Origin of the sequence: Nocardioides sp. (assembly GCF_964229035.1) — a bacterium.
Lineage (GTDB): Bacteria > Actinomycetota > Actinomycetes > Propionibacteriales > Nocardioidaceae > Nocardioides.
Genome location: NZ_CAXRAZ010000009.1, coordinates 122,328 through 148,457, shown reverse-complemented (window position 1 = coordinate 148,457; position 26,130 = coordinate 122,328). Strand labels below are relative to the sequence as shown.

Annotated in this window: 20 protein-coding genes and 1 pseudogene; 14 read left to right on the top strand and 7 right to left on the bottom strand. The window is 73.5% G+C overall.

Annotation, left to right across the window (positions count from 1 at the left end; translation table 11 throughout):
- Positions 1-1,421 (bottom strand): annotated as a pseudogene (locus ACERUN_RS03385) (hypothetical protein); the annotation flags it as partial.
- A gap of 307 nt (positions 1,422-1,728) precedes the next feature.
- Here ACERUN_RS03385 and ACERUN_RS03380 point away from each other — a divergent pair.
- From ACERUN_RS03380 to ACERUN_RS03345, 8 genes are all read left to right on the top strand, one after another.
- A complete protein-coding gene (locus ACERUN_RS03380) occupies positions 1,729-3,069 on the top strand; it encodes a glutamine synthetase family protein (RefSeq protein ID WP_370288292.1) in 1,341 nt (446 codons plus the stop codon).
- Positions 3,066-6,074, top strand: a complete 3,009-nt coding sequence (locus ACERUN_RS03375) for a bifunctional [glutamine synthetase] adenylyltransferase/[glutamine synthetase]-adenylyl-L-tyrosine phosphorylase (protein ID WP_370288291.1) — start codon at positions 3,066-3,068, stop codon at positions 6,072-6,074. The genes ACERUN_RS03380 and ACERUN_RS03375 overlap by 4 nt, the downstream gene beginning before the upstream one ends.
- A 153-nt stretch (positions 6,075-6,227) precedes the next feature.
- On the top strand, positions 6,228-7,307 hold the full coding sequence (locus tag ACERUN_RS03370) for a FecCD family ABC transporter permease (protein WP_370288290.1): 1,080 nt from the start codon (positions 6,228-6,230) through the stop codon (positions 7,305-7,307).
- Positions 7,308-7,369: 62 nt separating this feature from the next.
- Entirely contained in the window at positions 7,370-8,380 is a 1,011-nt protein-coding gene (locus ACERUN_RS03365; RefSeq protein WP_370288289.1) for a FecCD family ABC transporter permease, read from the top strand.
- Positions 8,377-9,174: an ABC transporter ATP-binding protein gene (locus ACERUN_RS03360; protein ID WP_370288288.1), complete on the top strand. Its 798-nt coding sequence runs from the start codon at positions 8,377-8,379 to the stop codon at positions 9,172-9,174. The genes ACERUN_RS03365 and ACERUN_RS03360 overlap by 4 nt, the downstream gene beginning before the upstream one ends.
- Positions 9,175-9,253: 79 nt before the next feature.
- Positions 9,254-10,303 (top strand): iron-siderophore ABC transporter substrate-binding protein, encoded by a 1,050-nt coding sequence (locus ACERUN_RS03355; RefSeq protein WP_370288286.1) that lies wholly within the window; start codon positions 9,254-9,256, stop codon positions 10,301-10,303.
- A 124-nt stretch (positions 10,304-10,427) separates the two neighbouring features.
- Positions 10,428-12,794, top strand: a complete 2,367-nt coding sequence (locus ACERUN_RS03350; RefSeq protein WP_370288284.1) for a molybdopterin cofactor-binding domain-containing protein — start codon at positions 10,428-10,430, stop codon at positions 12,792-12,794.
- 38 nt (positions 12,795-12,832) lie between these two features.
- Complete coding sequence (locus tag ACERUN_RS03345; RefSeq protein WP_370288283.1) at positions 12,833-13,312, top strand: (2Fe-2S)-binding protein; 480 nt, start codon at positions 12,833-12,835, stop codon at positions 13,310-13,312.
- A gap of 22 nt (positions 13,313-13,334) precedes the next feature.
- On the opposite strand, the gene ACERUN_RS03340 is transcribed toward ACERUN_RS03345, so the two are convergent.
- Positions 13,335-14,258, bottom strand: a complete 924-nt coding sequence (locus tag ACERUN_RS03340) for an alpha/beta fold hydrolase (protein WP_370288281.1) — start codon at positions 14,256-14,258, stop codon at positions 13,335-13,337.
- A 173-nt stretch (positions 14,259-14,431) separates the two neighbouring features.
- Here ACERUN_RS03340 and ACERUN_RS03335 point away from each other — a divergent pair, with 173 nt between their 5' ends.
- Positions 14,432-15,106, top strand: coding sequence for an endo alpha-1,4 polygalactosaminidase (locus ACERUN_RS03335; RefSeq protein ID WP_370288280.1), 675 nt, complete (start codon positions 14,432-14,434; stop codon positions 15,104-15,106).
- Positions 15,107-15,110: 4 nt separating this feature from the next.
- Here the strand turns inward: ACERUN_RS03335 and ACERUN_RS03330 are convergent, their stop codons facing one another.
- Both ACERUN_RS03330 and ACERUN_RS03325 read right to left on the bottom strand, forming a co-directional pair.
- The gene (locus tag ACERUN_RS03330; RefSeq protein ID WP_370288278.1) at positions 15,111-16,124 is read right to left on the bottom strand and encodes a 5'-3' exonuclease H3TH domain-containing protein; all 1,014 of its coding nucleotides are present in this window, start codon (positions 16,122-16,124) and stop codon (positions 15,111-15,113) included.
- 68 nt (positions 16,125-16,192) lie between these two features.
- On the bottom strand, positions 16,193-16,660 hold the full coding sequence (locus tag ACERUN_RS03325) for a pyridoxamine 5'-phosphate oxidase family protein (protein WP_370288277.1): 468 nt from the start codon (positions 16,658-16,660) through the stop codon (positions 16,193-16,195).
- Positions 16,661-16,780: 120 nt separating this feature from the next.
- Between ACERUN_RS03325 and ACERUN_RS03320 the strand changes: the two genes are divergently transcribed.
- The gene (locus ACERUN_RS03320; RefSeq protein ID WP_370288275.1) at positions 16,781-17,209 is read left to right on the top strand and encodes a hypothetical protein; all 429 of its coding nucleotides are present in this window, start codon (positions 16,781-16,783) and stop codon (positions 17,207-17,209) included.
- A gap of 22 nt (positions 17,210-17,231) precedes the next feature.
- Here ACERUN_RS03320 and ACERUN_RS03315 read toward each other — a convergent pair whose 3' ends face one another.
- On the bottom strand, positions 17,232-18,155 hold the full coding sequence (locus tag ACERUN_RS03315) for a glutathione S-transferase family protein (RefSeq protein WP_370288296.1): 924 nt from the start codon (positions 18,153-18,155) through the stop codon (positions 17,232-17,234).
- A 180-nt stretch (positions 18,156-18,335) separates the two neighbouring features.
- Here ACERUN_RS03315 and ACERUN_RS03310 point away from each other — a divergent pair, with 180 nt between their 5' ends.
- Genes ACERUN_RS03310 through ACERUN_RS03300 form a run of 3 tightly spaced genes read left to right on the top strand, consistent with a single transcriptional unit; the run spans position 18,336 to position 24,126 of the window.
- A complete protein-coding gene (locus ACERUN_RS03310) occupies positions 18,336-19,820 on the top strand; it encodes a DUF3375 domain-containing protein (protein WP_370288274.1) in 1,485 nt (494 codons plus the stop codon).
- Positions 19,817-20,629, top strand: coding sequence for a DUF4194 domain-containing protein (locus tag ACERUN_RS03305; RefSeq protein WP_370288273.1), 813 nt, complete (start codon positions 19,817-19,819; stop codon positions 20,627-20,629). The genes ACERUN_RS03310 and ACERUN_RS03305 overlap by 4 nt, the downstream gene beginning before the upstream one ends.
- Positions 20,626-24,126, top strand: coding sequence for an ATP-binding protein (locus tag ACERUN_RS03300; RefSeq protein ID WP_370288272.1), 3,501 nt, complete (start codon positions 20,626-20,628; stop codon positions 24,124-24,126). The genes ACERUN_RS03305 and ACERUN_RS03300 overlap by 4 nt, the downstream gene beginning before the upstream one ends.
- Positions 24,127-24,142: 16 nt before the next feature.
- Here ACERUN_RS03300 and ACERUN_RS03295 read toward each other — a convergent pair whose 3' ends face one another.
- Together ACERUN_RS03295 and ACERUN_RS03290 are read right to left on the bottom strand one after the other, a co-directional pair.
- Entirely contained in the window at positions 24,143-24,946 is an 804-nt protein-coding gene (locus ACERUN_RS03295; protein ID WP_370288271.1) for a nitroreductase family protein, read from the bottom strand.
- Positions 24,947-24,991: 45 nt separating this feature from the next.
- On the bottom strand, positions 24,992-25,456 hold the full coding sequence (locus ACERUN_RS03290; protein ID WP_370288270.1) for a PaaI family thioesterase: 465 nt from the start codon (positions 25,454-25,456) through the stop codon (positions 24,992-24,994).
- 66 nt (positions 25,457-25,522) lie between these two features.
- Between ACERUN_RS03290 and ACERUN_RS03285 the strand changes: the two genes are divergently transcribed.
- A complete protein-coding gene (locus tag ACERUN_RS03285; protein ID WP_370288269.1) occupies positions 25,523-26,056 on the top strand; it encodes a winged helix-turn-helix transcriptional regulator in 534 nt (177 codons plus the stop codon).
- Positions 26,057-26,130 lie beyond the last annotated feature (74 nt).

Here is a 26,130-nt window from a genome sequence, read left to right as displayed (position 1 = left end):
CGGAAGCGGTGGGTGCCGCGGGGGGTGACGAGGCGTCCGAGGCCGTGGGGGGTGATCCAGGCGTAGATGCCGGGGGCGAGTTGGGTGCAGCGGTAGCCGAGGTGGGTCTTGGCGCGGTGGTCGCGGCGGGTCAGGGGTGCGTCGTTGTGGTCGCCGGTCTGGGCGGGTGGGCCGCCGTCGGCGGGTGGTTGGTACGGGGTGGGGTGGTCGTGGTCGAGGCCGGTGGTGGCGGTGTGGGTGGAGTGGGGGAAGACGTCGCGGGTGGTGCGTAGCAGGGTGCGGTAGCGCACTTGGGCGGGGTGTTCGTAGCCGTTGACCGCGCTGGTGTGGGCGAGGTCGATAGTGGGGTGCAGGACGGGTTGGAGGTGCAGGTCGCGTCCGGCGAGGAGTGCGGTGAGTTGGTCGAGGAGCATCGGTCCGAGGCCTTCGACGCGTACGGGGGCGTCGAGGCGGCCGGCGAGGACCTCGGCGTGGCAGTGCACGACGATCGTGGCCGGGCGTCGCGGGGGGCGTTTGCCCGACGGTGCTGGTGGCAGTGGTGCTGGTGGCGGTGCTGCGGGCTGGTCGGGCTCGTCGGGCTGGTCGGGTTGATCGGGTTGGTCGGGCTCGCGGGTGTCGGGGATCTGGCCGAGGAGGGCGGCGGCGGTGGCGGGGTCGGCGAGTTGTTCGAGGGCCAGGGCCCGCAGCTGGTCGGTGGTGAGGTCGCGGGCCTCGTCGGTGGCGGCGATGGCGTGGGCGAGGTGCTCGAGGGTCTCGAGGAGTCGTTCGGTGCCGGCTTCGCTGATGCGGGCGGCCACAGAACGGGTGGCGGGAGCGGCGTCGACGGTCTCGACACGGTCACCGGTGCGGGGGCGGCGTGACCAGACGCCGACGTTCTCGGCGTCCGCGCGGATCCGGTCGCGGTGGGCTTGGGGGTCGGCCTCGATGATCGCGGCTTCGGCGATGGCCAGGATGCGTCCGGGGGATTCGGCGACGGCACCGGCGACGGCGGCGTCGACGATCGCGACGCGCTCGCGTGAGAGGGCGCGGGAGAGGCGGGCGATCTTGGCTGCGACCCACAGGTCGAGGCGCAGGGCGAGGACGTGGGTGTAGGTGGCGGGCAGGCGGTGGCGCAGGTCGAGGTAGTCGCCGGCGCGGTGCTGGGTGGCGATCGTGCCGGCGTGGCCGGCGATGGCGAACTCGGCGAAGCACAGCTGGGATACGGCCGGGGTGCCCTCGCCGCCGGGGGTGATGAGCCGGTCGCCACCGCGGGAGGCGGGCACGGCACCGGGTCGGGCTTGGGGGTCGTCGGCGTGGAGGTCGCACCAGGCGAGAAGACGCTGCAGGCGCCCGACCTCGACGCGTCGACGCAGCTCGACCCCTGACTCCTCGGCGTCGAGGAGCTCGGCCGCGGTGGCGTCGAGCAGGTCGGGGGCGTCCATGACCCGATGCTAGTCGAACACGTGTTCGATATGAAACGGTCAGGTGCCAGCTGTGGAGAACCCGCCGCCCTCGTGACTGGGGACGCTCTCACAGCGGGCGGAATCGGACGTGTCGTGCCCTGAGCGTCGGTAGACGGGTCAGGGTCATCGTCGCGTCCTGTTCAGCTGGTCGGTGTCATTGTCGCGGCAGAGCCGCCCCCCCAGCGCGCTTGGGCGCCGGTGTCTCGTGGGCCAACGTCGGACGACGACTGCCCGGGATCGGACGGTTGCGCGTCGTTCACCGCTCACCCGGCCCTAGGCTGCAGCCATGGGTAAGCAGGAAGACTTCGTCCTCCGCGCTCTCGAGGAGCGTGACGTCCGGTTCGTCCGGCTGTGGTTCACCGACGTGCTGGGGTTCTTGAAGTCGGTGGCGGTCGCGCCCGCGGAGCTCGAGGGCGCGTTCTCGGAGGGCATCGGCTTCGACGGCTCAGCCATCGAGGGCTTCGCCCGGGTGTACGAGGCCGACATGCTGGCCCTGCCCGACCCGACGACCTTCCAGATCCTGCCGTGGCGCAGCGGCGAGGGCCCGGCGACCGCCCGCATGTTCTGCGACATCGTGATGCCCGACGGCTCGGCCTCCTATGCCGACCCGCGCAACGTGCTCAAGCGCACGCTGGGCAAGGCCGCCGAGCAGGGGTTCACCTTCTACACCCACCCCGAGATCGAGTTCTACCTGTTCAAGAACGAGCCGCAGCCCGGGGAAGACCCCGTGCCGGTCGACCGCAGCGGCTACTTCGACCACACCGCGCACTCGCACGGCTCGGACTTCCGGCGCGAGGCGATCACGATGCTCGAGGCGATGGGCATCTCGGTGGAGTTCAGCCACCACGAGGCCGGCCCGGGCCAGCAGGAGATCGACCTGCGCTACGCCGACGCGCTGTCGACCGCCGACAACATCATGACCTTCCGCACCGTCATCCGCGAGGTCGCGCTGAGCCAGGGCATCTGGGCCACCTTCATGCCCAAGCCCTTCACCGAGCACCCCGGATCGGGCATGCACACGCACGTCTCGCTCTTCGAGGGCGACCAGAACGCCTTCTACGAGGCGGGTGCGGAGTACCAGCTCTCGCGTACGGGTCGCCAGTTCATCGCCGGCGTGCTGCGCCACGCCAGCGAGATCAGCGTCGTCACCAACCAGTGGGTCAACTCGTACAAGCGGATGATGACCGGCGGCGAGGCGCCGAGTTACATCTGCTGGGGCCACAACAACCGCTCCGCCATGGTGCGGGTGCCGATGTACAAGCCCACCAAGGGCCAGTCGACGCGCGTCGAGCTGCGCACCATCGACTCCTCCTGCAACCCCTACCTCGCCTACGCGGCGGTGCTCGCCGCCGGCCTCAAGGGCATCGAGCAGGGGTACGAGCTGCCCCGCGAGGCCGAGGACGACGTGTGGGCGCTCACCGAGCGCGAGCGCCGCAGCCTCGGCATCGAGCCACTGCCGCGCAACCTCAACGAGGCGATCACGGTGGCCGAGCACTCCGAGCTGCTCGCCGAGACGTTGGGCGAGCAGGTCTTCGACTACTTCCTGCGCAACAAGCGGGCTGAGTGGGACGAGTACCGCGGGCAGGTGTCGGTCTTCGAGCGCGACCGGATGCTGCCCGTGCTGTGAGCCGCTCCACCTCGCGCACCGAGCTGCTGCGGCTCGGCTTCGTCGACCTCGACCGCGCGGTCGCCGATCTCGCCGAGCTCGGCCCCGACGGTGCGGACCTGCTCGCCTACCTCGGGCGGACCGCCGATCCCGACGCCGCCCTCACCGCCCTCGTGCGGCTGGCGGACTCCGCCGGCGCGGCGCTCGGTGCGGGGGAGCGCGAGCAGCTGCTGGGCGTCGTCCGCGACGACGAGGGCACGGCGATGCGCCTGCTCAGCGTGCTCGGTGCGAGCAGTGCGCTCGCCGACCACCTGTGCCAGCACCCGGCGCAGTGGCGTGAGCTCACCGACCCCCTGCTCGGTTCGACACGGCCGGCCGCCTGGGCCGTGCGCGCCGGGCTGCTGGAGGCGGTGGGCGCCGACGGCCACGCGGCCGTTCCGGTGGCGACCCGCCCCGACCTCGAGGCCGTCGACGCGCTGCGGGTGGAGTACCGCCGCGTGCTGGTGCGGCTGGCCGCGCGCGACCTGGCCCACCACCTCGGCGTGGACGACGTGGCCGCCGAGCTCGCCGAGCTGGCTGCGGGCACCCTCGACGCCGCGCTCGCGATCGCCCGCGCCCGCGTGGGGGAGAGCGCGCTCGACGTGCGCCTCGCCGTGATCGCGATGGGCAAGTGCGGGGGCCACGAGCTCAACTACGTCTCCGACGTCGACGTGATCTTCGCTCACGCCTGCGCCGAGGAGGACGCCGACGACGCCGCCCAGGCCGCTGCGGGTCGCGTGGCCGCGCGCCTGGCCTCGCAGCTGATGCAGGTCTGCTCGGCGCACACCGGCGAGGGCACGATCTGGCCGGTCGACGCGAACCTGCGCCCCGAGGGCAAGAACGGGCCGCTGAGCCGCACCATCGCCAGCCACCGCAGCTACTACGAGCGCTGGGCCGAGCCCTGGGAGTTCCAGGCCCTGCTGAAGGCGCGTCCGGTGGCCGGAGACCTCGCTCTCGGTGCCGAGTTCGTGGCCATGACCTCCCCGCTGGTCTGGACCGTCGCCGAGCGCGACGGTTTCGTGGACGCCGCCCGCGCCATGCGCCGCCGCGTCGTGGACCACATCCCCGCCAAGGAGGCCGACCGCCAGCTCAAGCTGGGCTCCGGCGGCCTGCGCGACGTGGAGTTCGCCGTGCAGCTGCTCCAGCTGGTGCACGGCCGCGTCGATCCCGCCATCAGGCCGCCGACCACGCTCAGCGCCCTCGCCCGGCTCACCGACGGCGGCTACGTGGGCCGCGACGACGGCGAGGCGCTGCACCGCGCCTACGCCTTCCTGCGCCAGCTCGAGCACCGCATCCAGCTGCACCGCCTGCAGCGCACCCACGTCGTCCCGACCGACGACGCGGCGCTGCGCCGCCTCGGCCGCAGCATGGGCTTCCTCAAGGAGTCGCAGGCCCGGCTCGAGCAGGCCTGGGGCGAGCAGCGCCGCGAGGTCAGCCGCCTGCACCAGAAGATCTTCTACCGACCGCTCCTCAACGCCGTCGCGCGCATCGGCCCGGACGAGGCGAAGCTGTCGTCGGAGGCGGCCTGGGCGCGGCTCTCCGCGCTGGGGTACGCCGACGCCGAGGCGGCGCTGCGCAACCTCGAGGCGCTCACGGCCGGCGTGAGCCGCGCGGCCGCGATCCAGCGCACCCTGCTGCCCGCCATGCTGCAGTGGTTCGCCGAGTGCCCCGACCCCGACGGCGGCCTGTTCGGCTTCCGGCGCATCAGCGAGGCGCTCGGCACCACGCCGTGGTTCCTCGCGACGCTGCGCGACGAGGGCGAGGTGGCCGAGCGCCTCGCGCACCTGCTCGCCTCCTCGCGCTACTGCACGGACCTGCTCGAGCGGGAGCCGGCCGGCGTCCGCATGCTCGCGGGCGACCTCGCGCCGCTGTCGTCGGAGGCGCTCACCGAGGAGATGCTCGCCACCGGCGGACGCCAGGAGGGCCTCGACAAGGGCGTGCGGGCGGTCCGTGCGGTGCGCCGGCGCGAGCTGCTGCGCATCGCGGCGGCCGACGTCCTCGGCCTCATCGACGTCGACGAGGTGGGCTCGGCACTCAGCCGGCTCACCGACGCCACGCTCGCGGCCACGCTGCACGGCGCGATCATCGCGGTCGCCCGCCAGCGCAGCATCGCGATCGAGGACGTGCCGACCCGCCTGGCCATCATCGCGATGGGCCGCTACGGCGGCTTCGAGCTCTCCTACGGCAGCGACGCCGACGTGCTCTTCGTGCACGACCCGCACGACGGGGTCGACGCCCACGCGGCGGGCTCCTTCGCCCGCGCGGTCGCCGAGGAGGTGCGCCGCGTGCTGCGCGCCCCCGGCCCCGACCCCGCCCTCGAGGTGGACGCCGACCTGCGCCCCGAGGGCCGGCAGGGTCCGCTCGTGCGCACCCTCGACTCCTACGCCGCCTACTACGCGCGGTGGTCGCACGTGTGGGAGGCGCAGGCGCTGCTGCGCGCCGACGCCGTGGTGGGCGACGAGGACCTCCGCCGCCGCTTCACGGCGCTCATCGACCCGCTCCGCTACCCGCCCGGCGGCCTCGCCGAGGACGACGTCGTCGAGGTGCGCCGCATCAAGGGCCGCGTCGACAAGGAGCGCCTGCCCCGCGGGGCCGATCCGGCGCTGCACCTCAAGCTCGGTCGCGGCGGGCTGGCCGACATCGAGTGGACGGTGCAGCTGCTCCAGCTGCGCTTCGGCGGCGAGGTGGAGGGGTTGCGGACGCCGCGCACCCTGGCCGCGCTCGACGCCGCCGCCGCGGCCGGGTTGCTCGAGGCCGAGGACGCCGCGACCCTCGCCACCGCCTGGCGTGCGGCCACGCGGGTGCGCAACGCCAGCATGCTGGCGCGCGGCCGCCCGGACGACCAGTTCCCGCGCGGGGCGCTCGAGCGGCGCGGGGTCGCCTGGCTCCTGGGCTACGGGCTCGGCGACTCCGATCGCATGCTCGACGAGCACCTGCGCGCCACGCGGCGGGCCTGGGCTGTGGTCGATCGCATCTTCTGGGGCTGAGCGAGGCGCAGACGACGGCGCGGGTCTGTGCGATCATGAAGCGCGTCGGGTCGCGATCCGTCCCCCCAGAGATCGCGGCCCGACGTCCATTTTTCGCCCGGCCGGGCAGCGGGGGGTTCGCGAGCCCCGGTCGCCGGGTGTCATAGTTAGGTTATGCAAACCTTTGTTCGCGGCGATCGCGCGGTCGAGGCCCCGGACGCTGCGCCCGCTGCGGCGGGTCCCGCCGCCGGCCCCCGAGCGGTCGTCGCCCGCGCGGGCGGCGGCCGGGCCGTCGTCCTCGCGCTGGCGGTCGCGGTGCTGGCGCTGCTGGTGCTGGCGAGCCTGGGGCTCGGGGTGCGCGCGATCGCTCCGGGGCAGGTGTGGCAGGCGCTCGTGGATCCCGCGTCGGGCGTGGTCGACCACCAGGTGGTGCGCGAGCAGCGACTGCCGCGCACGCTCATCGGCGTGCTGGCCGGTGCCGCCCTCGGGGTCGCCGGGCTGCTCGGACAGGCGATCACGCGCAACCCGTTGGCCGACCCGGGCCTGCTGGGGCTCACTGCCGGTGCGGCCGTCGGGATCGTGGCGGCCGCGGTCTTCGCCGGGGTCGGCTCGCCGCTCGCCTCGGTGTGGTTCGCCTTCGCCGGCGCGGCGCTGGCGGCCGTGGTGGTCTTCGCCGTCGGTCGGGGCGAGCCCGTGCGCCTCGCCCTGGCAGGGGCGGCCGTCACCGCCCTCCTGGTGCCGCTCACCACCCTGCTGCTCCTGCGCGACGTGGCGGCCTTCGAGCAGCTGCGCGCGTGGTCGGTGGGCGCCCTGACCGCGCGGGGGCCGGAGGTCATCACGGCGCTCGCGCCGCTCGTGCTGCTCGGCCTCGTGCTCGCCCTGCCGCTGGCGCGCCGCCTCGACGGCCTCGCCCTCGGTGACGACGTGGCCCGCGCCCTCGGTCAGTCGGTCGGCCTCACCCGCGGCGTCGCCAGCCTGGCCATCGTGCTGCTCGCCGGCACCGCGACCGCGCTGGCCGGGCCGATCGCCCTGGTCGGTCTCGCCGTGCCGCACGCCGCGCGGCGCCTGGTCGGTCTGGGCCACCGCTGGCTCCTCCCGCTGTGCGCCGTGCTCGGCGCCGCCCTGCTCCTCCTCGCCGACGTCGCCGGTCGGTTCCTGGCCGCGGGCGAGCTCGAGGCCGGCGTGGTCGCGGCCCTGCTCGGCGCCCCGGTGCTCGTCGCCGTGGCCCGTGGACGACGGGTGGCCGGCCTGTGAGCCTGGCGCCCGACCTGCGCTCACGGCGCCCGGTCGCCTCGGGCTCCTCGAGGTCCGCGCCCGTGCGGCGACTGCGCCTGCGCGCTCGGAGGCGGACGATCCTCGTGCTGGCGATCGCCGCAGCGGCGTGCGTGGCGCTCGCTGTGGTGAGCGTGGGCAGCGGCCCCGCGGGGGTGCCGCTCGCCCGGGCGCTGCCGGCGCTCGTGGGGATCGGTGACCGCTTCGACCTGCTCGTGGTGCGCGAGCTGCAGGGTCCGCGCGTGGTCGCGGCGATCGTCGCGGGCCTCGCCCTGGGGTTGGCCGGTGCGCTGTTCCAGAGCACCCTGCGCAACCCGCTCGCGAGCCCGGACCTGCTCGGCGTCTCCGGCGGCGCGTCGCTGGGCGCGGTCACCGCCGTCGTGGGCTACGGGGCCAGCGGGTTGGTGGTCACCGGCGCCGCGCTCGTCGGCGGGCTCGGTGTGGCGCTCGCGATCTGGCTGCTGGCCTGGCGCGGCGGCCTGCACGGCGTCCGCTTCGTGCTGGTCGGCGTCGGGTTGGCCTACGTCTGCTCCTCGCTCGTGGCGTGGCGGCTGGCCCAGGCCGACCTGCGCGACGCCGGCACCGTGCTGCTGTGGACCGTCGGCAGCGTCGCCGACGTCCGCGACGGCGTGCTCGGTGCCCTCGCCGCGGCTGTCGCCGTGCTCGCGATCGCCGCGGCCCTGCTGGCCGGTGCCCAGCGGCCCCTTGCCCTCGGCGACGACCACGCCCGCGCGATGGGGCTCGCGCCCGGCCGCTCCCGCGGCCTCGCGCTGCTGGTGGGCGTCGCGCTGGTGGCGGCGGCGGTGGCGGTGGCCGGTCCGGTCGCGTTCGTCGCCCTGCTCGCCCCCGCCCTCGCCCGTCGCCTCGTGGACGACGGCGGCCCGGCGCTGCTCGCGTCAGCGGCGCTCGGCGCCCTCATCGTGCTGGCCGCCGATGTCGCCGGGCAGATCGGGGTGGGCGGCGTGACCGCGCCCGTGGGGGTCGTCACCGGTCTCGTCGGCGCCCCCTATCTGCTGCTGCTCCTGGCCCGTGCCGATCGAGGAGGAACCTCATGACCACCGCTCTCGTCGCCCGCGGGGTGAGCCTGGGCTACCGCGACCGGCTCGTCGTCCGCGACCTCGACCTGGAGGTGCCGCCGGGACGCTTCACCGCGATCGTCGGTCCGAACGCCTGCGGCAAGTCCACCCTGCTGCGCGGGCTCGCCCGGCTGCACCCGCTGGCCGGCGGCGTCGTCACCGTCGAGGGCGACGACGCGGCCTCGCTGTCGCGGCGCGAGCTGGCCCGTCGGGTGGCCGTGCTGCCGCAGAGCTCGACGGCTCCCGACGGGGTGCGCGTGGCCGAGCTGGTGGCACGCGGACGCTACGCCCACCAGGGCTGGTTCGCGCGCCCGAGCGCCGCCGACGACGAGGCGGTCGCGCGGGCGATGGCGGCCACCGGCGTGGCCGACCTGGCCGAGCGACGCCTCGAGGAGCTCTCGGGCGGCCAGCGCCAGCGGGTGTGGATCGCGATGGTGCTGGCGCAGGAGACGCCCGCCGTGCTGCTCGACGAGCCCACCACCTACCTCGACCTCACCCACCAGGTCGACCTGCTGGAGCTGCTCGTCGGGCTCAACCGTGAGCGGGGCACCACCGTGGTGGCGGTGCTCCACGAGCTCAACCTCGCGGCGCGCTACGCCGACCACCTCGTGGTGATGGCGTCCGGTTCGATCGTCGCGCAGGGGCGACCGGGCGACGTCCTGACCGAGGAGGTGGTGCGGCGCGCCTTCGGCCTGGATGCGGCGGTGGTGCCCGACCCGGTGAGCGGCGGCCCGCTCGTCGTGCCGCGCGGGGGAACGCGATCCGTTCGGTGAGATCCGTTCGACCAGGATCATCAATTAGGTTAGGCTAACCTTATTGATCTCGGATCCTCCGTCGAAAGCGAGCACCTCCATGCGTTCCCTCCCGGGCCTGCGCCGCGCCGCGGCCCTGCTGGCCCTCGGCCTTGCCGGCAGCCTCACCCTCACCGCCTGCGGCAGCGACCAGGACGCCGACACCGGCGCCGCGTCGTCCGCCGTCGGCGGCGCGACCGACGCCTTCCCGATCACCGTGAAGCACGCGTTCGGGTCGACGACCATCGAGAAGGAACCCGCCCGCGTGGCGACGTGGGGGTGGGGCGCCACCGAGGCCGCCATCGCCACCGGCGTCTACCCCGTGGCCGTGGCCGAGCAGACCTGGACGGTGGGTGCCGGCAACCTCCTCCCGTGGGTCGAGGAGGCCTACGAGGAGGCCGACGAGCCGAAGCCGACGGTGCTCACCGACGCCGCCGGCGGCGCCGAGGTGCCCTACCAGGAGTTCATCGCGGCCAAGCCGGACGTCATCCTCGCCCCTTACTCAGGCCTCACCGAGGAGCAGTACGACACCCTCAGCGACATCGCGCCGGTCGTGGCCTACCCCGACCAGCCGTGGACGACGCCGTGGGACGAGACGATCACCATCACCGCCACCGCGCTCGGTCGTTCGGCGAAGGGCGAGGAGGTGCTCGAGGGCATCGACACCGAGCTGAAGACCCTCGCGGCGAAGTACCCCGAGCTCGCCGGCACCACGGTCGCCGGTGTCTGGGCCGCGCCGAACGCGCTGTCGGTCTACACCGGCGCCGACCCGCGCATCGCCGTCCTCGAGCGGCTCGGCATGAAGGTCGCGCCCGCGGTCGCGAGCCTCGACACCTCGAAGGGCGGCTTCTACTACGACCTCAGCTACGAGAAGGCCGACGAGCTGACCTCCGACGTCGTGCTCGCCTACGGCGAGGACCAGAAGTCGCTGGACGAGATGCTCGCCGAGTCCAAGGTGAAGGCCGTCCCCGCGGTCGGTGCCGGGCGGGTGGCGCAGGTGGCCGGTCGCACCAAGGTGTCGGCCGTCTCGCCGCCCACCGCGCTCAGCTTCACCTGGGAGCACGGCCTGCCCGAGCTGGCGGCCACGCTCGCCGCTGCGGCGAAGGGCTGAGCGCCCGCGCCGTCACGAGCGCGACCGGCTGATGGTTGGTCGCCCGATCATCGGGCGACCAACCATCAGCCAACTTATGGAATGGCATGCTCCGTGGCGTCCGTCACAACTCGGGAGTGATGTCATGGGGAAGATCCTCGGGCGCGAGCCTGCTCGCACAACGGCCGATCCGTCTGCGGACGGCCTGACCAGCGCCGGCCTGAGCCGGCGATCCTTCGTCGGCTACGTGCTCGGCGGCACCACGCTGATGGTGGCCGCCGACCTCGCAGCAGGCGCCACCACGCCGGCGCAGGCGCTGCCGATCCCGTCGCTGCCCCAGGTCGCCGAGCTGTACGACCTCAACGACTTCCTCACCCACTGCGCGTTGCCGACCTCGAACCTCATCGGCATCAGCATCGACGAGCAGGGCGACGCCCACTTCGCCGTGCCCCGCATGGAGGTCGGCCAGGGCATCACCACCGCGATGGCGATGATCATCGCCGAGGAGCTCGACCTGCCCATCGAGCGCGTGCACGTCACGTTGGCCCCCGCGCGGCCCGAGTTGCTGTTCAACCAGCTCACCGGCGGCTCGAACACGATGATCTCCATGTACACCCCCGTGCGGGTGGCGGCCGCGGTCACGCGCAAGGCGCTGCTGGACGCCGCGGCGATCTCGCTCGGCGCCCTGGTGGACTCCCTCGTGGTGAAGGCGGGCGTCGTCCTCGCGCCGGGTGGGGGAGAGGCCACGTTCGGCGAGCTGTCGTCGCAGGCCGCCACCGGCGAGACGCGCAAGGTGGAGGTGAGCCTGGCCGACAAGCCGAAGGGCCGCGTGGTCGGCACCCGCCAGCGCCGTGTCGACGCCCTGGACGCCGTGACCGGGCGCAAGAAGTTCGCGATGGACCTCGACGTGGCCGATGCGCTGCCGACGATGGTCTGCCGCGCCCCGGACCTCAACGGTCGCCCCAAATCGATCCGCAACCGCGCGGAGGTCGCGGCGATGCCGGGCGTCACGCACGTGGCGATCGTGCCGACCGGGGTGGCGGTGCGTGCGGCCACCTTCGGGCAGTGCATCGAGGCCGTGCGCGCCCTGGACGTCGAGTGGTTCGGCGGCACGGTGGCCGGCAAGTCGTCCGACGACATCCTCTCCGAGCTGCGCGGCGCCGAGCTGCCGCTCGTCGTCCCGCCGCTCGGAGCCGCCACGGTGGAGGGCGACTTCGTGTTCCACTTCCGCTCGGGCTCGGCGCTGGAGCCCAACTGCGCGATCGCCGACGTGCGCGACGGCGAAGCCACGATCTGGGGCGGCCTGAAGTCGCCGATCGACGCGCAGAGCAAGGTCGCCAAGGCGATCGGCCTGCCGCAGGAGAAGGTCACCGTCAACGTCATCACGGGCGGCGGGTCCTTCGGGCGCAAGCTCTTCAGCGACGGCGCGATCGAGGCGGCCCACTGCTCGAAGGCGTTCGGTGCGCCGGTGAAGCTGATGTGGCACCGCGCCGACGAGCCGCGCCAGGGGCGGGTGCACCCGATGTCGACCTCGCGGGTGCGCGCCACGGTGCTGCTCGGCAGCATCCTCAGTTTCGAGCAGCGCCACACCTGCGTGAGCACCGACTTCACCCACGGACTGGGCGAGCGGCTCACCGCCGAGGTGGCCGCGCTGCCCGGCGGCCTGGGCAACCTGACCTTCTCGGAGTCGATCTTCACCCTGACCCAGGAGATCCCCTACAACTTCGGTGTCGTCACGCAGCTGCTCAACGAGACCAACAACGACGTCGGACGCTTCAACACCAGCTCGGTGCGCAACATCTACTCGCCCGAGGTGCGCTGCGCCAACGAGCTCGTGATCGACCAGCTCGCGGCCTACCTCGACGAGGACCCCGTGGCCTTCCGGCTGCGCCACGCGAAGGCGGACGTGGTCAAGCGGGTGCTGCAGCGTGCAGCCGAGCTGGGGGAGTGGGGCAAGAAGATGCCCGCCGGCACCGCCCAGGGCATCGCGATCCACAAGGAGTACAAGGGCGCCAGCGCGGTGATCGTCGAGATCGACTGTCGCCCCGAGACCGTCAACCGCAAGGTCCGCGAGGCGGTGACCGGCCCGCGGGTCACCAAGGCCACGGTCGTCGTCGACGTCGGGCTCGCGGTGAACCCCCTCGGGGTGGAGGCCCAGATGATGGGCGGCTTCATGGACGGCATGGCACAGGCGCTCACCTACAGCAACCACCTCGAGGACGGCCACTTCGTCGAGGCCAGCTGGGACAACTCGGCCTACACGCGCCAGTGGAACGTGCCCTTCGAGTTCCGGTGCGAGGTGCTCGACTCCGACGCCACCTTGCCGGGCGGCGCGGGTGAGGCGGGCGTGGCGGCGTCGATGGCGGCGGTCGCCTGCGCCTACGCGCGAGCCACCGGCACGATGCCAAAGGAGTTCCCCATCAACTTCCGCGACCCGCTGCACTTCACCCCGAAGACGCTCGCGCCGCCGGTGCCGCCCGCGCCCACCGACGGCCTCGACTTCGCGCGCTGACCGCGCGCCCACCGCTTTCGAGATCGAGAGGCGAACCCATGCCCACCCACACCTTCCAGCACAACGGCGAGACCGTCACGGTCGAGGTCGAGGACGACGTGCGCCTGCTCTGGGTGCTGCGTGACGTGCTCGGTGTCACCGGCCCCAAGTACGGCTGCGGCATCAACGTCTGCAAGGCCTGCACCTCCCACATCAACGGCAAGGCGTTCAACCCGTGCGCCGTGCCCGTGGCCGCCCTCAAGCCCGATGACGAGGTCACCACCATCGAGGGCCTCGCCGACACGGTGCCGGGCGACGGCCTGCACCCCATGCAGGAGGCCTGGCTCGATCGCGACGTGTCGCAGTGCGGCTACTGCCAGCCCGGCCAGATCATGGCGGCGGTCGCCCTGGTCAAGCGGGTCAAGGCCGAGGGGCGCGCGATCACCGAGGACGACCTCGACGGCATCCGCAACGTGTGCCGCTGCGGCACCTACAGCCGGATCCGCGAGGCCGTCCGCGACGGCGCGAAGGCGATGTGAGACGGCCCGCCGGCTAGATCAGCTAGATCGGCTGGAGCAGCGGCGCGAGGTGCTCGCGCAACGCCGCGAGCGTCTCGTGCGGCGACTGCTCGGGCACGAAGTGGCCACCGGGCAGCGCGAGTCCCGTGAGGTCGGCGGCGTAGGAGGCCCACACGTCGAGCACGTCGTACCGGCGCCCCACGAACCCGTCGGCGCCCCACAGCACCTGGGTGGGCATCGGGAGGAGGCGGCCGGCATCCGCGCGGTCGTGCTCGAGGTCGACGGCCAGGGCGGCGCGGTAGTCGCCGATCGTGGCGGCCACCACCTCGGGGCGGCGGTGGGCGGCGAGGTAGGCGTCGAGGGCGTCGGGGTGCCACGTCACCCCGCCGCCCAGCGGTGAGTCGCGCAGCACCGTGCGCACCCACCCCTCGGGGTCGGCGCCCAGCACCTGCTCGGGGATCGGCGGCGGAGCGCCCAGCAGGAACCAGTGGAAGTAGGCCCGGGCGAGCGCGAGGTCGGCCGTCTCGAGCACGTGGCGGGTCGGCACGACGTCGATGAGCGTCAGCCGCTCGACGCGCTCGGCGTGGTCGAGCGCGAGTCGGTGACCCACCCGCGCGCCGCGGTCGTGCCCGATCAGCGAGAACCGCTCGTGACCGAGCGCCTGCATCACCCGCACCTGGTCGTCGGCCATCGCCCGCTTGCCGTAGCCCGCGTACCCGGTGGACGCCGCGCCCGCCGGCGGCGCGTCGCTCTCGCCGTAGCCGCGCAGGTCGGTGAGCACGACGGTGAACTCGCGCGCCAGCGCGGGCGCGACGGCGTGCCACATCAGGTGCGACTGCGGCCAGCCGTGGAGCAGCAGCAGCGGGGGACCGTCACCGCAGGTCCAGGCGGCGATCCGGACGGGACCGTCGGCCTCCACCGCGGGCGCGACGTCGATGTCGCAGCGGACGAAGTCGGCGAGCAGCATGGTCCCTTCCTATCCGATCGCACCTGTTTCGCCGGTCAGGCAGCGGCTTGAATGAGCTTGTGCATCGCGTTCTCCTGTCGGTCTCTTTGGTCCTCCTGGCATGTCTTCTTCCTGGAGGTGCTCCCGCACAGGCGGAGTTCGTCGCGCAGGGCGTCCTGCCGTTGCCGGTGGGCGTGGACGCCGACTACCAGCTCGGCGGCGCCGCGCCCCCGTCGTCCAACGTGCGCATCGTGGTGCGCGACCGCACCGCGCGGCCGGCGCCGGGGCGCTACAACGTCTGCTACGTCAACGGGTTCCAGACCCAGCCGAACGAGCGCGCCTTCTGGAGCAGGCACCGCTCGCTGATCCTCACCCGCGGCGGTCGGCCGGTGCTCGACGAGGCGTGGGGTGAGTTCCTCCTCGACATCCGCACGCCGGCGAAGCGGCGCGCGATCGGCTCGATCGTGGGCGGATGGATCCGCGGCTGCGCCCGCCGCGGGTTCGACGCGGTGGAGATCGACAACCTCGACTCCTTCAGCCGCAGCGGCGGTCTGCTCACGGCCGGCCAGGCGATCGCCACGGCCCGCCTGTTCACCACCGCCGCCCACCGCGCCGGGCTCGCGATCGGGCAGAAGAACTGGGCCGGCTTCGACGGTCGGCGGCGCGCGGCCTTCGACTTCGCGGTGGCCGAGGAGTGCGGCCGTTTCGACGAGTGCGGTGCCTACGCCCGGGTCTACGGCCGCCGGGTGCTGGTGATCGAGTACCGCCGGGCCGACTTCGACCGCGCCTGCCGCGCGTGGGGCGGACGCCTGGCCATCGAGCTGCGCGACCTCGACCTGACGCCCGGCGGCGTCCGCGGGTGGTGCTAGGGCCTCACTGCGCGGGCCGCGTCGACGCCGGGTCGGTGGAGAGCACCCGCACGGCGAGGTCGGTGGTGGCCTGGATGTCGAGATGGCCCACGACCCTCTGCACGCGGGCCGGATCGATGGGCAGCAGGCCCGGTGTGCCGGGCACGTCGGGGGTGAGTCCGAGGTCGAGGTCGGTGCGCGAGGACATCAGCCGCAGGTTGAACTCGTAGCGCTCGCGGGCCCCCTCGGCGGCGAGTCGGGTGCGCACGAGGTTGCCGATGCGGCGGGCGCCGGTCTCGGCGGCGAGCGCGTCGAGAGCCGCCACGACCGAGCGGCCGTCGTCCTCGGCGAGGTCGGCCCACACCGCCTGCATGGAGCCGAGATGGGCGAGGAGGGTGGCGGCGGTCTTCTCGCCGATGCCGTTGACCCCCGGCAGGTTGTCGCTCGCGTCGCCGCGCAGGGCGGCGAACTCCAGGTAGCGATCGGCGGGGACGCCGTAGAGCGCCTGCAGGCGGCTCGGGGTGAGCAGGGGCGAGCCGTGGATGCCGCCGTCGATGAGGCGCAGCACGCTGACGTGCTCGCCGATGTGGGCGAAGGAGTCGCGGTCGGAGGTGATGAGCACGCACTGCCAGCCCTCCCGCACCGCCCACGCGGCCGCGGAGGCGTTGACGTCGTCGGCCTCCAGGCCCGGCGGCGTGACCGTTGCGAGGCCGAGGGCGTTGAGCAGGGCGCCGGAACGGTCGAGCTGGTCGACGAGCTCGGGATCCTTCTCGGCGCGGCCCGCCTTATAGGCGGGGTAGAAGTCGCGCCGCAGGGACGACGTGCGGTCGTCGAGCCCGAAGATCACCGCGTCGGGGGCGAAGGCGTCGATCGACTCCAGGATCTGGCGCAGCATGCCGTGCAGCGCCCACGCCGGACGGCCCGAGCGGTCGAGGTGGCGGGTGTGGGCGCGCGCGTGGTGGTGGCGGTGCAGCAGCGAGGGAGCGTCGACGGCGAGGAGGAGCCGGCGGGGGGCGTCGTCCTCGGCGGGCTGGGGCACGCAGGCGAGGATAGGCGCTGGGCGGCGCCGGCTCCGGTGGTGGCGATCTCCGGCGACCTCCGGCGCCCTCAGCGAGCGGGATCGAGTCGCCGTGCGCTCACCTGGGCGACGTCCACGCGCAGCTCGAGCAGGCGCGGGCCGGTGGCCCAGGGTGTGGGGGAGACGAGCCGAGCCAGGTCGGTGCCGGTCGGCGGGCGCTCCTGGCGGGTGCACCGACCGCGCAGCAGCACGCTCCAGCCGCTGTGGTGCACCGGATCCAGCAGGTCGACCTCGACCGCCACCGGGTGGTCGACGACCTGGCGCACCCACGGTGTGTACGGCGTCGTCCGCACGAGGACGACGCGTGCGCCGACGTCGACGGCGATGTTGACGGGCAGCACGGTGATGCCGTCGGAGCCGCTCCAGGCCAGGCGGCCGACGGGGAGGCTCGCGGCGAGCTCCCAGGCCTCGGCCTCGGGGAGGTCGACCAGGCGCCCCGGCAGGGTGCGGGGAGCGCTCGTGCGCGTGATGACGGGGTGAGCGAGGGAGGTGGTCATGGCACCAGCCTGGGCCGAGACGGAGGGGGCGAGCAGGGGAGAAGCGCCGCGACCGCGCGGGACCTCCGGCCCCGCGGACACCCCTTCCCGGGGCCCGACGGCGCCGGTTACAGTTCGAACATGCGTTCGGAGAGGCGGGTGCGGGTCGAGCACCCGATGCTGCCCTTCGACGTGGCGGCCGAGATCCCCCAGGAGGTCGAGCGGCCCGCTGCGCGACGCGGCGGGCGGGCGTCGTCCGCGGCCGAGGTCGACGAGGACCGCATGCGCTGCCGGCTGCGCAACGACGCCTTCGCCTCGCGCGGTTGGCCGGCCGGCACCGAGCTGCTCGTCGACGTGCGCCGGCGGCCGCAGCGCGGCGACGTCGCACTGGTGCGCGAGGGCGGCCGTCTCAAGATCGGAGTGCTGGAGAGGCAGCTCGGCCGGTCGGCGCTGCGCACCGACCATGGCACGGTCTGGCTGGGGTCCACCGCCCGCTTCGTGGGTGTGGTGACGCTGGTGGGCGCGACGCTGGACGGCATGCCCGAGCTGCCCCCGGCGTCCTCGGCCTAGGGGAGGCGCCGGGGCGCGCCCCTCAGAGCTTCTCGCGCCCGTGGGGGCTGTGCCAGTTGGCCAGGTCGGGGCCCTTGGGCACGACGCCGGTGGGGTTGATGTCCTCGTGCACCACGTAGTAGTGACGCTTGATCTGGTCGAAGTCGATCGTCTCGCCGAAGCCGGGGGTCTGGAAGAGGTCGCGGGCGTAGCCCCACAGCGCCGGCATCTCGGTGAGCTTGTTGCGGTTGCACTTGAAGTGGCCGTGGTAGACGGGGTCGAAGCGCGCCAGCGTGGTGAACAGGCGGATGTCGGCCTCGGTGATGGCCTCGCCCATGAGGTAGCGACGGTCCGTGAGGCGCTCCTCCAGCCAGTCGAGGGCGGTGAAGAGGCGGTCGTAGGCGTCCTCGTAGGCCTCCTGCGAGCCGGCGAACCCGCAGCGGTAGACGCCGTTGTTGACCTCGGTGAAGACCCGCTTCATCACGGTCTCCATCTCGTCGCGGACGTCGTCGGGCCACAGGTTCGGCGCATCGGGGCGGTGGTGGTCGCGCCACTCGAAGTACAGGTCGTGGGTGATCCACGGGAAGTCGTTGGTGACCACGGCCTTGGTGGGGATGTCGACCATCGCCGGCACGGTGATGCCGCGCGGGTAGTCGGCGTAGCGCGCGAAGTAGGCCTCCTGCAGCCGCTCGTAGCCGAGCACGGGGTCGACCCCGCCCTCGTCGAGGTCGAAGGTCCAGCTGCGGGCGTCGTGGGTGGGGCCGGGCAGGCCGAGCGAGATGACGTCCTCGAGGCCCAGCAGGCTGCGCACGATGATCGACCGGTTCGCCCACGGGCAGGCCTTGGCCGCCACCAGGCGGTAGCGGCCCGGCTCCACCGGCCAGGTCTGGACGTCGAGCGACTCGCCGTCGCGGGGATCCTGGCCGCGCCCCGGCTCGGCGGTGATCCGGTCGGGGATGTAGTTCATGTCGCGGTCGAAGGCTTTGCCCTGCTCGGTGTAGGTCGGCACGGGCTCGACGGTACCCGGGCGCCTGCTGGGGAGTCGGGTGGCGACGGTCCGCAGCCCGGGAGGCGTCTGGGGTCGTGTCGGGCGCCTGTGTGACGATGTCGCTTCGCACGGCAGGCACGGAGCACGAGGGAGGCGGGAGTGAGCGAGATCGCCGGTGAGTTGGCGAGGGTCAAGGGGGCCTTCGCCCAACCCACCCTCACGCTGCTGCACCAGCGGCAGGCACCCGTCGTCATCACGATCTTCCGTGCGGCGTTCGGCCGCAACAACAAGCCGATCCCCACCGCCCGGCTGCACACCCAGGTCGAGGAGCACCTCGCCCAGATCCGGCTGGCCGGTGAGAGCGACGTGCCCTCGGGCTCGGGGCGCGAGATCTGCCAGCGCTGGATGCGGGGGCAGTGGCTGGTGCGCTCGCTCGACGAGCAGGGTCGCGAGGTCTACACGCTCACCTCGCACGCCCAGCAGGCGCTGGAGCTGGTCAAGAACCTCGCCCGCGACCGCGCGACCCTCAGCGAGCACCGCATCGCCACCATCCTCGGCACCGTGCGGCGCTTCAATGCCGAGGCCAATCCCGACCGCGGCGCGCGGGTCACCCTCCTCAACGACGAGATCGCACGACTCACCGCCGAGCGCGATCGCCTCGTCGACGGTGCCGAGATGGTCGGCGCCACCGAGGACTACATGGCCGAGGGCTTCACCGAGCTGCTCTCGCTCATCTCGGCACTGCCCAGCGACTTCGCCCGCGTGGAGGAGCGCTTCGCCACGATCCGCAGCGAGATCCTCGCGGCCTTCCGCGCCGAGGACCGCCCGGCGGGCGAGGTGATCGACGAGTACCTCGCGCGCGCCGACGCCCTGATGACGGCCACGCACGAGGGGCGGGCCTTCGAGGGGGCCTTCACCCTGCTGCGCGACGACGCCCTCGTCACCCAGCTGCGCGAGGACCTCACCGCGCTGCTCGAGCACCCGCTCACCGACGGCCTTCTGGCCGACGGCGACCGCTCCGAGCTGCGCGGCACCGTGCGGCTCGTGCGCGACGGCCTCGACCGCGTGCTCGCCCAGCGCAGCCGGGTCACCGCCACGCTCAAGGAGTACATCGTCTCGCGCGACGCCGCCCGCGACCGCGAGCTGGAGCAGACCCTGCGCCAGGTCGAGTCCGAACTGATGACGTGGATGGCGGCCACCGGGCCGCGCGCCACCCACGACGTCCCGCTGCTGCCCGCCCGGGTCGGCGTCGACCACCTGCGCGAGCGCTTCCACGACCCCGCCGACGACGTCCTGCCCGACCGCATCGGCGTGGCCGATCCCGCCGAGGCGCCCGCCCTCTCGCTCACCGAGCTGATGGCCCAGGGCGGCCCCCAGCTGGGCACCCTGCGCTCCCGCCTGGACGACGCCCTGGCCGACCTGCTGCCGGCCGGCTCGCTCGGCGAGCTCTTCGAGAGCCTCGAGCCGTCGCTGCGTCGTCCGGTGGAGATCTTCGGACTGCTGCACCTGGCCGCCGACCGCGGCTGGAGCGCCGACGACGTCGTCGAGGCCTTCACCGCCATCCGGCCCGACGGCAGCCGCCGCGTGCTGGCCGCCCCGCGCACCCCGCTGCCCGACCCCGACCTCCAGGAGGCTTCGTCGTGACCGCCCCCGAGATCACCGACGCGCCCGAGCTCGACCCGGCCGCCGACGACGAGCGGCTGCCCGGCGTCGAGGAGGAGTTCGACGATGGCTTCGACTCCGCCGACGCCTCGTCGGTCTCGCTCTTCGAGGGCGACGAGGGCGGGCTGGCCTACGCCCAGCGCCATGCGCTCGTGAGCCTGCTCAAGCAGCGCTTCATCAGCGCCCGCACCCATCCGCGCGACTGGTCGGTGCTCGTCGAGAACGAGCGGGTGCTGCGCTCGCGCCTCAACGACCTCTTCCTCGACCTCCAGATCGACCCCGTGCGCGAGGTGGCCTGGAAGCGGCAGGCGCTCGCCGAGGCCGGCGCCCGCTTCCCCACGCTGCTGCACGACACCGCGTGGTCGCGCGAGGAGACCCTCGTCCTCGTCCACCTGCGTGACCGGCTGCGTGCGGGCCACGCCGGCGGCGACCATCGCGTCTACATCGACCGCGACGACATCCTCGACTACGTCGAGAGCTACCGCCCGCCCCACGCCACCGACGAGGCGGGCGACGAGCGCCGCGCCCGCAACGCGGTCGCCTCGGTCGCCAAGGCGGGCCTCCTCATCGAGACCGCCTCGGAGGACCGCTTCGAGATCAGCGAGGCCGTCGAGCCGCTGATGCCGCTCGAGCTGCTCACCGAGCTGCTCGCCGCCCTCCGCGAGGCCAACGGCACACCGCCGGTCGCGGTCGGCGCCGACGGCGATGCCGGTGACCTGTTCAGCGACGACGAGCCGCGGGAGCGCGACGCGCCCGCCGGGCCCGAGGACGACGAGGGGAGCCGCGCATGAGCATCGACGAGGTCCGCAGCGCAGCCACGCCGGACGGGCTCCCCGGGGGCGGTCCGGTGCCCGACGGCGACGGTCTCTTCGACCGCGAGAGCGTGGCCGCTCCGGTCGACGACACCGTGCAGTGGCGCGCGTCGCTGCTGCAGCTGGTCAACTGGGGCGGGTTCGGCGGTCTCACCACGGTGCCGCTGGGCAGCGACGCCACGATGATCTCGGGTGCCTCCGGCGTGGGCAAGAGCACCATCCTCGACGCCTACACGGCGCTGATGATGCCCTCCGACACCAAGTTCAACGGCGCCTCCAACGACGCCGTCGCCGGCCGTGCGCGCAGCGCCGGTCAGCGCAACCTGCTCTCCTACCTGCGCGGCGCCGTCGACGTCGTCGATGACCCTCGCACCGGTCGCCCCGTCGAGAAGCTGCTGCGCGGCAAGGGCGCCGACACCTGGGGCGCGGTGGCGACGACCTTCGTCAACGACCAGGGCGGGCGGTTCACCGCGCTGCGCACCTACTACGTGCCGCGGCGCGCGGCGCGCTCGAGCGACGTCCAGATGCAGATGTGGACCCTCGAGGCGGCGCTCCCGCTCGAGCGGCTCGAGGCGGCGGTGCCCGAGCGCTTCCACGCCAACGCGCTCAAGAAGCTGTTCCCCGGTGTGCGGGTGCACCGCACGTACGCGGAATTCTCCGCGGTGCTGCACGCCCGCCTCGGCATCGGCGCCAACGGCGACGGCGCGAAGGCGCTGCGGCTGCTGGCACGCATCCAGGCGGGCAACCAGGTCCGCAGCGTCGACGAGCTCTACAAGGAGATGGTGCTCGAGCGACCGGCCACCTTCGCCGCCGCCGACCGCGCGATCGAGCACTTCGACGACCTCGACGCCGCGCACGCCGCCATGCGCACCGAGCAGCAGAAGCTCGAGCTGCTGGAGCCCATCACCGAGCTCCACGAGCGCAAGGTCGCGGCCGAGAGCCGGCTCGGCGAGCTCGACTCCTTCGGCCTCACCCTCAGCGGCGACCTCACGCCGCTGCGACTGTGGCTGGCGCGCACCCACCTCCGCCTCATCGAAGCGGCGCTCGCCGCCAACAGCCAGGAGCGGCGCGCCTGCCTGCAGGCCCTCGGCTCGGCCCAGGCCGCCGAGGTGCAGCTGGCCGGCGATCTCGACGCCGCCAAGGAGGAGCACCGTGCCGCCGGCGGCGGCGACCTGCAGCGCCTCGCAGCCCAGGTGGACGCCGAGCGCGTGCTGCGCGAGGAGCGCGGCAACCGCCTGGCCGAGCTCGAGGAGCGCGTCTATCCGCTCGTCGGCCTCACCGACCTCGACGGTCGCGACGCTCCCGACCTCGACACCGCGCTGGAGTCCGCCGAGGCCTTCGCCGCGCTCCAGGTCACCGCCCGCGAACGCCTCGACGAGGGGGAGCGCGCCCAGGCGTCGCTGCGCGCGGAGCGGGAGACCCTGCTGCGCGACCAGCAGTTCCCCCTCGCGCAGGAGCAGGGGGTGCTGCGCCAGGAGCGCGCCTCGCTGGAGAGCCGCGCCGGCCGCGTGCCGGCCCACCTGCACGACCTCCGCACGGCCGTCGCCGGTGCGAGCGGGCTGAGCGTCGATGAACTGCCGTTCGTGGCCGAGCTCATCGACGTCGCCCCCGAGGAGGCCCGCTGGCGCACCGCGATCGAGACGGTGCTCGGCGGCAGCGCGCGCACCATGCTCGTGCCGCTCGAGCAGCTCGCCCACTTCTCGGCCGCCATCGACTCCCTGCGGCTGCCGGGGCGCCTGACCTTCCAGGGCGTCGAGCTCGACCTGCCGCCCACCGGTGCGGCCGATCCCGAGCGCATCGCGGGCAAGCTGCTGTTCAAGGACTCGCCCTTCTCCGGGTGGGTGCAGGCCCACGTCGAGGAGCCGGCGCGCAACGCCCTGTGCGTCGAGGGCACCGACGGCCTCGATGGGCCGGGCCTGCGCGTCACCGCCGCCGGCCAGACGCGCCACGGCCGCCGCGGCACCCACGGGCGCGGCGACCAGCGCAACATCATCGGCTTCTCCAGCGAGGAGGCCATCGCCGAGATCGACGCCCAGCTCGCGGAGGTCGACAAGCGCCTGGGTGAGGTCGACGCGCGCCTCGCCGAGCTCGCGCGTCGGGCGTCGCTGCTCGAGCAGGAGCGGCGCGCTTACGAGGCCATCGTGCTCGCCCGCTTCGACGACGTCGACGTCGCCGGCAGCGACCGGCGCATCGTCGAGCTCGATGAGCGGCGCGCCGCCATCCTCGGCTCCGACGACCGCCTCCAGGTGCTGCAGGCGCAGATCGACGATCTCGAGGCGCAGCTGCAGACGGCTCGCCGCGAGCGCTTCGAGGCCGAGGCCCTCCAGAAGCGACTCGGGGCCGACCACGGCGAGCTCATCACGGCCGAGGACGTCGTCAAGGACCGCCTCGAGGCGATCGAGGCGGCGGGTGGCGTCGTCCTCACCGAGGAGCAGGAGGAGGCGCTGGCCGCGGAGTTCGCGGCGGCGGCAGCACCGGCCGAGCCCGACGACCTCGACCGGTTCATGGAGAACTCCCAGCGGCTCGGGGAGCGGCTGCGCACGGCGCTGGCCGACGCCGAGGCCGAGATCCGCCGCTGCAGCGACGACCTCGCCACGATCTTCCGCCACTACAAGTTCCAGTGGGACTCGCCCAACCTCGGCGTCACCGCCGAGTCCTACCCCGACTACGCGCGCATCCTCGACGACATCCGCGGCAAGGGCCTGGCCCACCGACGCGGCGAGTGGCGCCGCCGGCTCACCGAGTGGAGCGGGCAGGACCTCGTGCCGCTGCTGGGAGCGATGTCGTCGTCGGTCGAGGAGATCGAGGACCGTCTCGAACCGATCAACGCCATCCTGCGACGCCTCGAGTTCGGCGCGGCCGGCGGCCGGCTCCGCATCCGGCTGCGCCGCCTCGCGCCCGCCCACGTGCAGCTGTTCATGAAGGACCTCCGCGCGCTGTCGTCCTCGGCGACGGCCGAGCTCAAGGAGGAGGACCTCGAGCGGCGCTTCGCCGACCTCAGCCGCTTCATGAGCCAACTGCGCCGATCCGAGCACGCGGTCGACGGCCCGAGCGACCGCGAGCGCCTGCTCGACGTGCGGCGCCACGTGGAGGTCAGCGCGGAGCGCTACGACCCGGTCACGGGCGAGGTGCTCGCCACCTACCGCACGCTGGGGGAGAAGAGCGGCGGCGAGAGCCAGGAGCTCGTGGCCTTCATCGTCGGCTCCGCCCTGCGCTTCCGGCTGGGCGACGAGATGCGCTCGCGCCCTCGCTTCGCGCCCGTCTTCCTTGACGAGGGCTTCGTCAAGGCCGACTCCGAGTTCGCCGGCCGTGCCGTGCAGGCGTGGAAGGGGCTCGGCTTCCAGCTCGTCGTCGGCGTGCCGCTCGACAAGGTCACCGGTCTCGAGCCGCACATGGACGAGCTGCTCGCGATCACGAAGAACCCGCGCACCCACCAGGCCTGGATCACGCCGATCACCGACGCCACGGCGGAGTGAGCGCCGGGGTTGCTGCTCAGACCTCGTGCACGAACTGGCTGCGGTCGAAGCGCACCTGCGGCCAGAACACGCCGTCGGGAGCGCGCTCGCCCGCACCCACCACCATGATCGGCAGCGCGGCGTCGTCCAGGTCGAGCAGGCGGCGCAGGCGGGCCTCGTCGAAGCCCTCCATCATGCAGCTGTCGAAGCCGTGGGCGCGCAGCGCGAGCACGAGGTTCTCGCAGGCCAGCGCCGTGGACTTCGCAGCCCACAGGCGCAGCTCGGCAGCCGTGTAGGGGCCGCGCGGCACGGGCCGCACAAGTCCGGCCACGGCGGCGACGGCGCGCTTGATCGGTGCGGCCACGCCGAGCGGTCCGGGGCCGTAGAGGTAGGGGATGAAGCGGTAGTACTGGCGCGCCGGTCCGGGCGTCTCGGGCGTCGGCCACTCCTCGAGCATCTGGGCGGCGTGCTCCGAGATCCGGTCGGTGCGGGCCACGCACACGATCAGCTCGGCCGCAGTGCGCGCCGCCAGCTGACCCATGCAGATCTTCACGAGCTTCGAGCGGGTCGGCTCGCTGCGCACGACGTAGAACTCCCACGGCTGCAGGCCGGAGGAGTTCGGCGCGAGCATCGCCAGGTCGAGGCACTCGTCGAGCACCTCGGGCGGGATCGGGGTGTCGGTGAACACCCGCACCGAGCGGCGCGAGCGGACGACCTCGGCGAAGGCCTCGGCGTCGGTGGGGGTGGCCGGCTCGTGGTAGCGCTGCTTGCCGCGCACCTCCACGGTGAGCAGGTCGGCGAGATCGGACACGGTCGAGCTGCGCTCGTCGGGGCGGGCCATCGGGACTCCTTGCTGGGGCGGTGCGGGAACCGGGGGAGCGGGGGCTCAGCTGAAGATCATGCAGGTGGACGTCGCGTGGGCCACGAGCCGCCCCTGGGCGTCGGTGACCTGGGCCTCGGCCAGCGCGGTGCGTCGTCCACGGGAGATGACGCGCCCGGTGGTGCGCAGGGTGCCCGACTCCGCGGTGGCCGGGCGGAGGAACTTCACCGTGAGGTCGAGCGAGGTGTAACCCTGGCCGGGCTCGAGGGTGGTGTGCACCGAGCAGCCGGCGGCGGTGTCGAGGAGCGTGGAGAGCACGCCGCCGTGCACCGTGCCGAGCGGGTTGTAGTGCCGGTGCTCGGGCGTGAGCTCGACCCACACCGACCCCTCCTCGGCGCCGAAACCGGTCATCCCGATGGTGGCGGCGATCGGTGCGGGCGGGAGGTCGCCGCGCGCCATCGCCTGCATGAGCTCGAGTCCGCTGAGGGCCAGCGGGTCGAGCGCGGGGGACTCCGGGCGGGTGTCGGTCATGGCGGCCACCCTTCCGCGTCGCAGTTGAGTCTGTCAATCAGACCCAGCGTGCGGCATGCTGTGGGCATGGTCACGGCACCGCGCACCCCCCGCGCCACCCGCACCAGTCAGCCCGCTGCGCTGGCCTACTCCACCGAGAACTGCCAGGTCGCCGCCGCGATGCGCGTGCTCGGCGAGCGCGGCACGCTCATTGTGCTGCGCGAGGTCTTCAACGGCGTGCGCCGCTTCGACGACATCCAGCAGCACAGCGGCCTGGCCCGCCAGGTGCTCAGCGACCGGCTCGCGCGCCTGGTCGACCACGCCATCCTCCGGCGCGTGCCCTACCGCCCCGAGGGCGGCGGTCGCGAGCGCCATGAGTACCGCCTCACCGACAAGGGTTTCGATCTCTACCCGGTGCTCGCCGCGGTGGCGGACTGGGGCCGGCGCTACTACGCAGCGCCCGAGGGGCCGCCGGTCGAGCTGGAGCACGTCGGCTGCGGGGCCGTCGTCCACGCGGCCCTCGTGTGCGAGAGCGGTCACCGGGTCGAGGATCCGCGGGCGGTCACGTCGCGTCCCGGACCGGGGGCGCGGCCTCTCGACCCCGCCTCCGACGCTCGGTGAGGACGCCCGAGGAGGCCCGAGCGCTCGTCGCCTCGCGGCTTCGTGCGGACTGGACGCGCGTAGTGGTGGGCGCC

Coding starts and splice junctions, on each gene's coding strand:
- ACERUN_RS03320 (WP_370288275.1), top strand. CDS start 16,781: ATGCGTTCGGAGAGGCGGGTGCGGGTCGAGCACCCGATGCTGCCCTTC.
- ACERUN_RS03295 (WP_370288271.1), bottom strand. CDS start 24,946: ATGGCCCGCCCCGACGAGCGCAGCTCGACCGTGTCCGATCTCGCCGAC.
- ACERUN_RS03355 (WP_370288286.1), top strand. CDS start 9,254: ATGCGTTCCCTCCCGGGCCTGCGCCGCGCCGCGGCCCTGCTGGCCCTC.
- ACERUN_RS03290 (WP_370288270.1), bottom strand. CDS start 25,456: ATGACCGACACCCGCCCGGAGTCCCCCGCGCTCGACCCGCTGGCCCTC.
- ACERUN_RS03370 (WP_370288290.1), top strand. CDS start 6,228: ATGCAAACCTTTGTTCGCGGCGATCGCGCGGTCGAGGCCCCGGACGCT.
- ACERUN_RS03360 (WP_370288288.1), top strand. CDS start 8,377: ATGACCACCGCTCTCGTCGCCCGCGGGGTGAGCCTGGGCTACCGCGAC.
- ACERUN_RS03325 (WP_370288277.1), bottom strand. CDS start 16,660: ATGACCACCTCCCTCGCTCACCCCGTCATCACGCGCACGAGCGCTCCC.
- ACERUN_RS03345 (WP_370288283.1), top strand. CDS start 12,833: ATGCCCACCCACACCTTCCAGCACAACGGCGAGACCGTCACGGTCGAG.
- ACERUN_RS03340 (WP_370288281.1), bottom strand. CDS start 14,258: ATGCTGCTCGCCGACTTCGTCCGCTGCGACATCGACGTCGCGCCCGCG.
- ACERUN_RS03350 (WP_370288284.1), top strand. CDS start 10,428: ATGGGGAAGATCCTCGGGCGCGAGCCTGCTCGCACAACGGCCGATCCG.
- ACERUN_RS03315 (WP_370288296.1), bottom strand. CDS start 18,155: ATGAACTACATCCCCGACCGGATCACCGCCGAGCCGGGGCGCGGCCAG.
- ACERUN_RS03380 (WP_370288292.1), top strand. CDS start 1,729: ATGGGTAAGCAGGAAGACTTCGTCCTCCGCGCTCTCGAGGAGCGTGAC.
- ACERUN_RS03285 (WP_370288269.1), top strand. CDS start 25,523: ATGGTCACGGCACCGCGCACCCCCCGCGCCACCCGCACCAGTCAGCCC.
- ACERUN_RS03300 (WP_370288272.1), top strand. CDS start 20,626: ATGAGCATCGACGAGGTCCGCAGCGCAGCCACGCCGGACGGGCTCCCC.